Raw genomic sequence first — 11,794 nt, 5'->3', positions numbered from 1 at the left:
AGATGTGTATAAGAGACAGGGGCGGTGGCGCTTCCTTTTCAGACCGCAAGTACCAGCTCTGATCGGTCGGCGCTGCGGCGCTTCCCTGATAGAGCCGATACTCGTAGGGGCCGGCCACTGCGCGGCCGGACAGCGCGAACGCACCCGCGCCGGATACGCCGCCGTTGACCACTTCGACCACTTGAATCCCGCTTGCCGTCGTCAACGCGCCGGGGCCGCCAGTGTTCTTTATGCGTAGTTGCGATGTGCCAGTGGCGCTGCCGCCATTGACGATGAGCTTGTCCGACGGGGAACTGTCATCTCCCAGGTAGGTATTGAGCGCGATGGTGCCGTTCCCGCCGTAGTTGCGCGTCGTGACGGTCTTGTAGCTGCCTGCTTGCGGGGCCGTGAAGTCGATGAGGCTGTCGGTATTGACCAGGTTGGTGAGGTTGGAGTTTCCCGTCACCTGCCAGGTGCTGTCATTGCTCATGGAAAGATTGGTCGTGCTGCCAGGCTGCGTCAGCACGCGCCCCTGGATCAAGGTGCCGCTGGCGCCGATATCCGCAGTCGCGGCGGCAGTGGCGCCGATGTTGATGGCGGCATTGCCGCCGGTGACGGAGGAGCCGGTCAAAGACACGATGGCGGGCCCCTCCGACAGGTGTACGCCGTCGGCTTGGGCTGAGGAGATCCTGGAATCCACAAGGGTGTAGGTCTTTGCCGCTGCGCCCGCCGTCCCGGTCAGGTGCAAGCCCTGGGCGTTTGCGCCTGCGGTTTGCAGCGTCGCGCCGGTGGCGCTGAAGCGCGTGGCATTGACCGACACGCGGACCGCATCGGCGTCCGCGCCCTGGGTGTCGACCAGGGTACCCGTGTCGCCGTCGCGGCCCAGATTGACCGTGCCCCAGCCCTCGACGTGGATGCCGTGCGCCGCCAATCCCAGCGTGCTCACCCTGGTGCCGTTGATGTTCGCCACCGCGCCGGACTGGGTGCGCACGGCCACGGAACGGTCGGCGAAGGTCAGGATCTGCCCTCCATCCACGGTCGCGGGCGGCCCGCCGTTGACGAACAGCGCAAACGAGCCGGCGGCCAGCGTGCTTACCTGCGTGTCTTTCAACGTGGCGGTGCCGCCGTTGACGTACATGCCGTAAGTGCGGTCGGACTGGATGGTCATCCCATCGGACTGGAAGATGCCGTTGGTAAAGACATAGACGCCGATCGCGTTTTGTGCGCGCACCGACGTGCCGGTGCCCATGAATTTGCCGTAGTCCTGTACCAGAACGCCGTATGCGGTCGTGCCTTCGGTGGTGATCGATCCGTTTGTGGCCGTGAGTTCACTGCCGTTCTGGAGGACGTGGGCGCCGTACGCGGTCGTGCCCTTGGTCAGAATGGCGGTGTTGTAAAGGTTGGCTTTGGCGCCTTGCCACACCTCGGCGCCTTTGGAGCCGTTTTGCAAGGTGGTCAGCGTCGAGTCCCGCAGTATGGTCGTCGCGTCGGCGCCATAGGTGCGCAGGGCATGGGAATCGGCGAAATCCGTCGTGACATATACGTTCGAACCATCGAACTGTGACGGGAGACCGGTAGACCCGACGTTGTAGATGCCCCGAACGCTGCCGCCGGTGGCATAGACATAGACGCCTCCCGGTCTGACTATCAACTGTCCGCCGCTTCGGACATACAAGCCGTCAATGGCATTGCCGTTGACGCTTATGCGGATGGGTGTTCCGTTGCCGAGCGAGGGGTCCAGGATAGCCAAGCCGCCCTGGACCTGAATGCCCGTACCACCTAAAGGTGGGGGATAGGGCGGGATGGGCGTGATGACGGTGCCGCCGACAAACGTCTTTTCTTCGCCGGTGACGACCCGAAAAGGGGTGGTGTAGGTGCCTTGCGGGATTATCTCCGCAAGCGTCGCCGAGCCGCTGAGCGCCGCGGCAAGTCCGATGGCGACACGAGCCGCGAGGTTCGGCGATTGAAAAATGGGGGGGACATTTTCATGCTCTGCGCATTTCACTAGCGGCTCCTGCCAGGGGAAATGTGACCGGAAGTCAATCTGGACGCCGCAGGAATATGGATGCGCCGTCTTTCGAGCAGACACAACATGAACGCCATGGAACCCTACTACTACTTTTTGCCTAGTGCAAATGGGAGTTGCGTAATTGCACGAGTCGATTCGCGTGCAGGCCCGAGCAGCGGTTTCGATAATGAGGCACTGAGGGCACGCCGCGCTGGCGCAGTGAATTCCTTGGAACTAGGGAAAACCACTATTACGAATCGCCTGCATCGCGGTCGGTCCGCTGCCGAAGGAAGACGCCATATTGCCGGGATCCGAGGCTACAGCCGCTGCCCGCCCGTCGCATCAATACGCTGCCCCGTGATCCAGCGCCCCTCATGCGACGCCAGAAAGGCGACGATGTCCGCAATGTCCTCAGGCTGCCCCACGCGCCCCAATGCAATCGTCTGGGCGATGACCTTGCTCTGCTCCGGATCGCGTGCGCGGGCATTGAGGTCCGTGGCCGTGGCGCCGGGCAGGACGGCGTTCACGGTAATGCCGCGTGCGCCCAATTCGCTCGCCAGCAGCAGGGTCAGCGCTTCCAGGCCGGCCTTGGCCGGCGCGTAGACGCTCATTTCAGGATAGGCGGCGCGCGTGCCCATGGAGGACACGTTGACGATGCGGCCATGGTCGCGCAGGAAAGGCAGGGTCTGCTGGATCAGGAAGAAGGGGGTCTTCAGGTTGACCTGCAGCACCCGGTCGAACGCGTCAGGAGTGACTTCCGGCAGGCGGGCGCGCAGGCCCACGCCGGCGTTGTTGACCAGGATGTCCAGGCCGTCGTCGGCGTAGCGTTCCTTGAGCGAGGTGCGCAAGTCCCGCGCCAATGCTGCGGCGGCGTCCGCCAGCGCCAGGTCGGCCTGCAAGGCCCAGGCTTGGCCGCCAGTTGCCTGGATCTGGCGCACGACCTCGTCGGCGGCATCGCCAGCGCTGTTGTAGTGCACGGCGACGCGCGCGCCGCGCCGGCCCAGGGCCAGCGCGATGGCGCGGCCGATGCCGCGGCTGGCGCCGGTCACGAGCGCGGTTTTGCCCACGAGGCTGTCGGGGAATTCAGTCTGACTCATGCCGTTTCCGTTTCGGGTTGGGTCCACGCATGCTGCGCTTCCAGTTCGCGCGCGGCAAGCAGCAGCGCGCTGCGGTCGATCTTGTTGGTGCCGGCCCAGGGCAGTTCATCCACGAAGCGGATGCGCCGCGGATGCTGGTAGGCGGGGCCGTGCTCGAGCGCGTGGCGCTTGAGCGCATCGGCATGCAGTCGGCTGCCGTCGCGGCGCACGACGAAGGCGACGGGGATATGGCCGCGTTCCTCGTCGGCCAAGGGCACCACGCAGCTCTGGCGCACGTCGGGGTGCGATTCCAGCAGTTTCTCGACCTCGACGGGATAGATGTTCTCGCCCGAGCAGACAAACATGTCGTCGGCGCGGCCCACGAAGTAATAGAAGCCGTCGGCATCGCGCCGCAGCACGTCGCCGCTGTAGTACCAGCCGTCCTTGAGCACCTGTGCGCTCTTTTCCGGGAGGTTGTGATAGCCGGCGAGCACTGCGGGGTTCTTCATCAGCAGCACGCCCTGGTCCGGGCCAGGACCGTCAGCGAGCCGCACCTGGGTGGGATCGAGCGGGTAGCCCAGCGCCAGGGCGGGCGTGGGCAGGCCGTCGGGATGCGGGCCAAACACGGCGGGGCCGGCCTCGGTGGTGCCGTAGCCGTGGGTCACGCGCACGCCGGGCAGGGCGCGCTGGATGCGTTCCAGCAGCGCCACGGTCATGGGGGCCGAGCCCAGCATGACGCGGCTCAGCGCCGACAGGTCGCGTCCTTGCAGCAGCGCCGGGTCCTTGACCAGTCGCGCGAACATGGTGGGCACGGCGGTCAGGACGGAGATGCGGTAACGCTCCAGCGCGTCGGCATAGGCGGGGACGTCGAATGATGGCTGGATCACCAGCAGGCTGTTGCTGGCGAAGGCGCGCTTGGCCATGAACAGGCCGTTCATGTGGAATAGCGGCTGGGCCAGCAGGTATCGTTCCTGCACGCCGGCGCGGGCGACGACGGCGGCGGAGGTGGCAGCCAGCGCCCACAATTGGCCGCGATGCGTGAGCGGCACGCCCTTGGGCTTGCCGGTGGAGCCCGAGGTGTACAGCATCTGCGCGATGGCGTCGGCCTGAGGCGTGACGAAGCCGAAGTCCGTGGGCGCGATCTGCGCGGCAAAGCCCTGCGGACCGGCGTCGTCGAAGTCCAGCACCGGCACCTTGGCTTCGAAGGCGGCGCGGCGCGGGCCGTCCACCAGTGCGAGCGCGATGCCGGCGTCGCGCAGTACATAGTCGATGTTCTCTTGCGACTGCTTGATGTTGACGGGAACGGCCACGTAGCCCGCCCGCATGATGCCGAAATAGGCGATCAGGTACTCGGCCCGGTTCAGCGCGGCGATGGCGACGCGGCTGCCCGGCGCCAGGCCGCGCGCGGACAGCCAGGCGGCCACGCCGCCCGCCAGCAGGCGGACCTGGGCGTGGGTGTAATGCCGCGGCGTGTCGGACTGGCGCAGGTCGATGATGGCGGGCAGGTCGGAAGACAGTTCCGGGTCGGCCAGATGGCCCAGATTGAGCAGGGAATGCGTCATGGAATTTTCCGGAAAGAATGCGGCTCAGCGCTTTTGCAGCTTGGGATTGAGCGCGTCGTTCAGGCCGTCGCCGACCAGGTTCAACGAGAGCACGGCCAGCATGATGGCCACGCCCGGCACGGCGCAGATGTACCAGGAAGAGCGGATCAGGCTGCGGCCTTCGCCCACCAGCCGGCCCCAGCTCGCGATGTTGGGGTCGCCCAGGCCCAGGAAGGACACCACCGATTCGTAGAGGATGGCGCCGGCCACGACCAGCGAGGACATCACGATGACGGGAGGCAGGGCGTTGGGCAGGATTTCCGCGGCGACGATGCGCAACGGACTCATGCCCAGCGCGCGGCAGGCCTGCACGAACTCGCGTTCCTTGAAGGACAGGAACTCGGCCCGGGTCAGGCGCGCGATGGGCGGCCAGGACACCAACCCTACGGCCAGTGTGATGTGTTCGATGCGCGGCCCCAGAATGGACACCACCGTCAGCACGAACACGACGTTGGGAATGATCTGGAACAGTTCGGCCACGCGCATCAGGCCCTCGTCGACCCAGCCGCCGGCCCAGGCCGCGGCCGCGCCCACGCTCACGCCGATCAGCGTGGCGGTGGCTGCGGCCACCAGGCCGATCAGCAGGGTGGCGCGCGCGCCGTGGGCGATCATGGCGGCGATGTCGCGTCCCATGGAATCGGTGCCCAGCGGATGACGCCAGGATTCGAACGGCCAGACCTCGGGAGCGCCGACGATGCGCAGCGGGTCGGTGGGATATAGCCAGCCGGCGCCCACGGCCAGGAAGGCGACCAGGACGAGCAGCGCGGCGCCCGCGACGGCGCCCCGGTTGCGCGCAAAGCGCGCGGCGAACGAGGCGCGGCCGTGGGGGGATGCCGCAGGCAGGGCAGTAGCGAGGGTAGGGGATGCGGACATGTCAGGCAGCCTTGATGCGCGGGTCCAGCCGCGTGTAGATCAGGTCGACGGCGATGTTGGCGATGATCACCACGAAAGAGCTGAGCACCAGGATGCCCAGGACGACGGGATAGTTGCGGCTCATGACGCTGTCGAACAGCACGGCGCCGATGCCGGGCCAGCTGAACACGGCCTCGACCACGATGCTGCCGCCCAGCACCGCGCCCAGCTGCAGGCCCAGCAGCGTGACGATGGGCAGGAAGGCATTGCGCAGCACGTGGCGCAGGACTACGGCGTTGCGCGTCAGGCCCTTGGCGTACGCGGTGCGCACGAAGTCCATGCGGCTGACTTCCAGCATCGAGGCGCGCATCACGCGGGCATAGGCGGCGGAATAGAACAGCCCCAGGGCCAGCGCCGGCAATGCCAGGTGGTGCAGCACATCCAGCGCCTGGCGCCAGGCGCCGCCGGACAGGCCGATGGTCACCATGCCGCCCACCGGAAACCAGCCCAGCTTGACCGAGAACAGCACGATCAGCATGATGCCCAGCCAGAAGCTGGGCGCGGCAAAGCACAGCACGGCGAACACCGACACCGCGCTGTCCCACCAGGTGTTGACCTTGACGGCCGACACGATGCCGGCCGCCATGCCCACCAGCACCGCGATGGCGAGGCTTGCGCCCATCAGCAGCAGCGTGGCTGGCAGGTGCGCCAGGATCACGTCCAGCACGGGCAGGTTGTGGCGGTAGGAATAGCCCAGATCGCCGCGCGCCACGGAGCCTATGTACTTCAGCAACTGCACGGCTGGCGGCTGGTCCATGCCGTAGGTCACGCGCAGGCGCTCGATGAGCGCCGGGTCGGTGACCTGCTGCTCCGCCGTCATCACGTCCAGGAAGGTGCCGGGCACGGATTGGATGAGCGCGAAGTTCAGCACCACCACGCCCAGCAGCAGCGGGACGGCCTGGGCCAGCCGGCGCAAGATCAGTCGGATCGGCATGCGTGCGCCTCAGGCCTGCAGCCAGACGTCGGCCAGGGTTTCGCCCTGGACGTTGGCGCCGGTGGTGAAGTTGCGCACGTTCTTGCCGGCCAGCGTGAACGACTGGATCTCCACCAGCGGCACGTGCGGCACGTCGGTCGAGGCCAGGCGGGCGAACTGGTGCGCAAGCGTTCGGCGCGCGTCCGGGGCGGTCTCCTGGGTCAGCTTGGCGACCAGCGCGTCCATTTCCGGGTTGGAGTAGCCGGTGGCGTTGCGGAAGGCGGCGCCCTTGACGATGCCGTCGGTGGTGTAGAACTGGGTGACAGTGGGCACCAGTTCCAGCGGCGCGGTGAAGTTGGAGACGGCGATGTCGTAGTCGTAGTCGCCATAGATGCGCTTGAGCGCCGTGGCGCGGTCCACGGAATCCAGCTTGACCTCGATGCCCACGTCCTGCAGCGCCTGCTTCAGGTACTGGCCGAGCTTGGCGTTCTCTTCGAACCAGGCGGCGGCGACCAGATTCACGGTGAAGCGCTTGCCGTCCTTCACCGGCAGGCCCGCGGCGTCCAGCAGCGCGGCGGCCTTCTTGGGGTCGAACGGATAGCGCGGCACGTCCTCGGTGTAGAACAGCGGGTTGCTGCTGAAGACCGGCGCGATGGCGGGCTTGCCGCGGCCGTAGTAGATGGTGTCGACGATGAACTGGCGGTCGATGGCGTGCAGGATGGCCTGGCGCACCTCGCGGCGGTTGACGATGTCGCGGCGCTGGTTGAATTCGGCGGTCACGGTCCAGGCCGAGTTCTGGTAGCCGCGCGTGTCCACCACCACCTTGCCGGTCTTGAGCAGGCGGTCGATGTCGCGGGCAGGCACCGGGTTTGAATAGGCCAGGCCCAGCTCGCCGGTCTCCAGCGCGGCGCCGCGCGTGGCGGGGTCGCCCCACCAGCGGATGATGAGGCGGTCCAGGTTGGGCTGGCCGGCATTCCAGTAGCTGTCGTTGCGCAGGTATTCGACGTGGCTGCCGCGCACCCACTTGCCGTACTTCCAAGGGCCGGTGCCGACCGGCGTGTTGTTCAGCGGGTTGGTGATGATGTCGCGCCCGTCGTACAGGTGTTTCGGTATCAAGAGCTGGAACTGGCCGGCCAGAGTGGATTTCAGGAAGAACTCCGGAACCGGCGCGTCGAAGTTCAGCACCACGGTCAGCGGATCGGTCGCGGTCGCGCCGGTCAGCGACTTCAGCGCGATGCCGGCGGAAATCGGCTTCCAGTGCTGCAGCACGTTGTAGACCATGTCGGCGGACGTGAACGGCGCGCCGTCGTGCCAGGTGACGCCTTCGCGCAGCTTGATGGTGTAGCTGCGGAAGTCTGCGGCGGGCGTCACGGACAGGGCCAACGCGGGCTGGAACTTCAGGTCGGCATCCAGCTTGAGCAGGCGTTCGAGGATCTTGGTCGCGGTCTGGAACGGGCTGGACCCGCCGCCGCCGGGCACGAACAGGGCCTGGGGCTCCAGGCCGCCCCAGCTGGCGACCAGGGTGCCGCCTTTGCGGGCGGGGCCGGCGTCGGCGCCGGGCTGGGCAGTCGCGGCCAGCAACGCCTGGGGCGCGATGCCCAGGCTGGCGGCCAGGCCGCCCGCGGCGGTACGGGTAAGGAAGGCGCGCCGTCCGGGGCGCTGCGCGGTGGTCATGATGGTGTCCTTGAAGATGAGAGCCCGCTCAGCCCTGGGCGAGCGTGGCGTAGGTGGCGCGGCCGATGGCCACCAGCGCACCCTGGTCGTTGTAGAGGTCCACGTCGGCCACGCCCACGCTGCGGCCGTTGCGGCGCACGCGGGCCACGGCGGTCAGCGCGGTGTTGACGGCGGGACGCAGGTAGTCGACGCGGAAGTTGATGGTCGGCAGGCCGCGGCCCAGCAGCATGCCGACGGCGAAATCGCCGACGGTGTCGATCACCGCGGCCAGCGGGCCGCCATGCCATTGGCCGCTGGCCGCGCCGCGCTCGAATTCCGGGCGCATGGGGGCCAGCACGGTCAGTTCTCCCTGTTCATGGTTCACGTCGCGCACCGACAGGCCGAGCCAGGCGATGAACGGCGAATCGTCGAACCTGGCCTGGATGGCCGCGGCGTCGAGGGTGGCAGCCGGAGCCAGCGCCTTCGTGTTCGCGCTCATGCCGACACCAGCACTTTGCCGACGATCTTGCGATCTTCCAGCGAGGCCAGCGCCTGGGCGCCTTGTTCCAGAGGCCACTTGCGGTCCACGTGGACGCGCAGCCGGCCGTCGCGCACCAGCGCCAGCAGCTCGTGCAGGTCCTCGCGTTCCCAGCCGTTGGAGCCGCGGATCTGCAGCTCGAAGGTCCAGATATAGCGCAGGTCTTCCTTGGGATCGAAGCCCGCGGTGGCACCGCAGGTCAGCAGGCGGCCGCCCAGGCGCAGGCAGCGCAACGATTTGACCCAGGTGTCGCCGCCCGTGAAGTTGACCACCACGTCCACGCCGCCCGGCTTGCCGCTGCGGCGGCGCGACGGCTTGCCGAAGCGCTCCTGGACCGCCTTGAGGAAGTCTTCCTCGGTGTACAGAATGATGTGGTCGGCGCCCAGGGCGCGCAGCGCCTCGGCCTTTTCGGGGCTGCCGGCGCAGGCGATGACTTCGGCGCCAGCCAGCTTGGCCAATTGCACGGCGCACACGCCCACGCCGCCGCTGGCGCCCAGGATCAGCACCTTTTCGCCTGGCTGCACCTGGCCGATGCGGTTCATCATGCGCAGGGCGGTGCCGTAGGCCACGGGCAGCGCCGCCGCCTGATCGAAGCTGACCTCGTCGGGCAGACGCAGCAGCTGGTGCGCCGGTACGCGGCACAGTTCGGCCAGGCCGCCATGAATCGTCTCGCCCACCAGGCCGCCATCGACCCGGTCTATCGGGTCCACCAGCACGCGGTCGCCCGCCTTCCAGTCGCGCACGTTGGCGCCGGTCTCAACCACCACGCCGGCCACGTCCAGGCCGATGATGACGGGAAAGGGCAATTTGATACCGGGCATGCCGCGGCGAGTGAATACGTCGTGGTAGTTCAGGGACGAGGCCCCGACGCGGATGACCACGTCGTCGGGACCGGCAACGGGATCGGGGAATTCGGTTTCCAGGCGCAGCTTGTCGGTGCCGCCGTGTTCACGCAAAACAATGGCTTTCATGAGTCTCTAGATGTATGGGTAGGGAAAGAATCACCACGCGGCCAGGCCGGCGATGGCCTGGCGCGTGATCTGCAGGCCGTGGGCCACGACATTGCGGCGCCAGACGCTGGACACGGGTACGAAGGCATCGACCAGATCCGCCCGCAACTGCGCATCGCGCGCGGCGTCGGGCGCGGCCGGGGACTTGAAGCGCAGCCATTGGTCCAGCCTCAGGGCCGGCCGCATCTGCAGGCCGCGCGTGCCGAATTCGACGACTGCGCCGGCCAGCGACCGCTGGCCCAACGCTTGCTGTACGCCACGGAACACCAGTCCCTGGTAGTCGGGACGGGCCAGGCCGTGCGGGCGCTGCCCCAGTACGCGATCCGCGCCCCACCAGGCCGCGGCTTGCGCCTGCTCGGCGCTGCCGTCGGGGTTGAAGCACAGGAAGAAGGGCTCGCCGTATTCGCCGATGCCGGTGTGCCAGTCGATGAAGGCCACCCGTTCGCTCGCGCCCAGGTGCTCGTCGACGATGCGGCGCAGCGTGCGGTTGGACCATTCGGGGCCGTTGCCGCCATAGACCAGGCCGTCCGGGTGCGTGTACTGGCCGCTGGCCGTGACGTTGAAGAGCGCGTCCGCGCCGTGCTCCTGGCGGAAGCGCTCCAGCGCCTCGGCGCCGGCGTCCAGCGCGGCCTCGGTCCAGTGCTGCGGGATCAGGTGCGGATGCAGGCCGGCATAGTGCGGGTTGGGCGGCGCGGCCCGGGTGTGGTCGATGAAATTGCGGTTCAGGTCGACATTATTTTCGGTGGTGCGCGTGTCGTGCGCATAGCCGTAGGGATTCAACGCATGTACCAGCACCACGTTGACGTCGTCCGGCAAGGGCAGGCCGCCGTCCGCCTGCAGCCACGCGAGCTGCACCGCCGAGCCGGCCGCGCCTTCGAGGCCGTGGGTGCCGCTGATGGCCAGATGGGTGCGGGCGGCGCCGGGGCGGCCCAGCACCGCCACGTCTACGGTCAACGGCCGGCCCTGCGGGTCGCGCGCCGTGGGATGTTCGTGGCGCGAGAGCGCGGCGCCCCGCGCCGCGGCGGCGGCCACGAAGGCCTCGCGCGCTGTTGCGTAGTCGGCGGAAAAGCAGGTCCAGTAGTCGGGCAGGGGCTGGCCCATCATGCCTCCTGCACGAAGACTTGCAGTGCGCCGGCAGCATGCTCGGGCGCCACCGCCAGTTCGCCCTGCGCGTTGGTACGGTACGGGACCTCGTTGGCGTCGAGCCACGCGCGCGTCTGCCCGATATCGCGCACGCCGATGACCGATCCCGCGAACCAGCCGCCCTGGCTGCTGGCGGGCAGGCCAGCTGGCACGCGCACATGGGGGAAACGCTGCTCGAAGGCGGCGGGCGCGAGGAAGTCGATGCGCAGGCTGCCGCGCCGCACTTGCAGGCCCTGGTCAGGAAGCTCGCTGATGGCAATGGGGCCCAGCACGCGTTCATACGCGGCGCGCAGGGCGCGCGGCTCGGGATGCACGGCGATCAGCGACTCGATGCGGCGGGCGCCGTTGGCATGGCCCTGCCATTCGGGCCGGTAGACCAGATGGCGCGTGAGATGGCCGCAGGTGAAGAAGTCCGGCACCGCGAAGAGGCCCGCCGGAAACTGGGTGTTGTTCCAGGCCGCGTCCTCGCTGCCGGCGGGCAGGTGCACCGGACGGCCGCCGCGTTGCGGCGCTTCGGCGTCTATGCCCAGGCGGGCAAGCTCGGCGTGCACGGCGCTGCTGTCGGTGGTCTGCAGCGCGACGGAGACCGGGCCTTCATAGGCGTCGTCAAAGCCCGCAAAGCGCGACTGCTCGCGCAGCTCCGGCGGGAATGCCAGCAGCTCCAGGTAATTGGCGTCCAGGATCAGGGTCTGGTTGCGCGTGCCGCGATGGTGGCGGCCTTGCGGCGCCAGGACAAAGCCCAGCTTCTGGTATTGGGCGGTTGCGGCCTGCAGGTCATGCACCCGGATGATGTAGTGGTCCAGTCCGGTGACTGAGGGTATGGACATCGCGTTTCCTGAATTTGCTTGACGGAAGCGGGCAGTCTGGCCGAAGCGCAGGCGGGCCAGAACGATTGAATTCGCATGTGGATATTTGTTTTCTGGTCGCGCCAGGGGACAGGAGGCATCCGCATATTCATATC

Annotated in this window: 10 protein-coding genes; all 10 read right to left on the bottom strand. The window is 67.8% G+C overall.

Annotated features, from left to right (window positions below; all coding sequences use genetic code 11):
• Window positions 1–1,984 (bottom strand): autotransporter outer membrane beta-barrel domain-containing protein (locus DXK93_RS25510; protein ID WP_147400279.1); only part of this gene is annotated, 1,984 nt, incomplete at its 3' end.
• Between the two features lie 320 nt (window positions 1,985–2,304).
• A complete protein-coding gene (locus tag DXK93_RS25505; RefSeq protein ID WP_119451540.1) occupies window positions 2,305–3,084 on the bottom strand; it encodes an SDR family oxidoreductase in 780 nt (259 codons plus the stop codon).
• A complete protein-coding gene (locus DXK93_RS25500; RefSeq protein WP_119451539.1) occupies window positions 3,081–4,625 on the bottom strand; it encodes a class I adenylate-forming enzyme family protein in 1,545 nt (514 codons plus the stop codon). Before DXK93_RS25500 ends, DXK93_RS25505 begins: the two co-directional genes overlap by 4 nt.
• 24 nt (window positions 4,626–4,649) lie before the next feature.
• Complete coding sequence (locus DXK93_RS25495) at window positions 4,650–5,537, bottom strand: ABC transporter permease (protein ID WP_119451538.1); 888 nt, start codon at window positions 5,535–5,537, stop codon at window positions 4,650–4,652.
• 1 nt (window position 5,538) lies between these two features.
• The gene (locus DXK93_RS25490; RefSeq protein ID WP_119451537.1) at window positions 5,539–6,510 is read right to left on the bottom strand and encodes an ABC transporter permease; all 972 of its coding nucleotides are present in this window, start codon (window positions 6,508–6,510) and stop codon (window positions 5,539–5,541) included.
• Between the two features lie 9 nt (window positions 6,511–6,519).
• The gene (locus DXK93_RS25485; RefSeq protein ID WP_119451536.1) at window positions 6,520–8,163 is read right to left on the bottom strand and encodes an ABC transporter substrate-binding protein; all 1,644 of its coding nucleotides are present in this window, start codon (window positions 8,161–8,163) and stop codon (window positions 6,520–6,522) included.
• A 28-nt stretch (window positions 8,164–8,191) separates the two neighbouring features.
• Window positions 8,192–8,641, bottom strand: coding sequence for a PaaI family thioesterase (locus tag DXK93_RS25480; protein WP_119451535.1), 450 nt, complete (start codon window positions 8,639–8,641; stop codon window positions 8,192–8,194).
• A complete protein-coding gene (locus DXK93_RS25475; protein WP_119451534.1) occupies window positions 8,638–9,651 on the bottom strand; it encodes a zinc-binding dehydrogenase in 1,014 nt (337 codons plus the stop codon). Before DXK93_RS25475 ends, DXK93_RS25480 begins: the two co-directional genes overlap by 4 nt.
• A 30-nt stretch (window positions 9,652–9,681) precedes the next feature.
• The gene (locus DXK93_RS25470) at window positions 9,682–10,791 is read right to left on the bottom strand and encodes a DUF2817 domain-containing protein (protein ID WP_119451533.1); all 1,110 of its coding nucleotides are present in this window, start codon (window positions 10,789–10,791) and stop codon (window positions 9,682–9,684) included.
• Window positions 10,791–11,660, bottom strand: a complete 870-nt coding sequence (locus DXK93_RS25465) for a VOC family protein (RefSeq protein ID WP_119451532.1) — start codon at window positions 11,658–11,660, stop codon at window positions 10,791–10,793. The genes DXK93_RS25470 and DXK93_RS25465 overlap by 1 nt, the downstream gene beginning before the upstream one ends.
• Window positions 11,661–11,794 lie beyond the last annotated feature (134 nt).

This window comes from Achromobacter sp. K91, from assembly GCF_003576205.1.
Classification (GTDB): Bacteria; Pseudomonadota; Gammaproteobacteria; order Burkholderiales; family Burkholderiaceae_B; genus Achromobacter; species Achromobacter aegrifaciens.
This window is presented reverse-complemented; position numbering and strand designations above follow the sequence as displayed.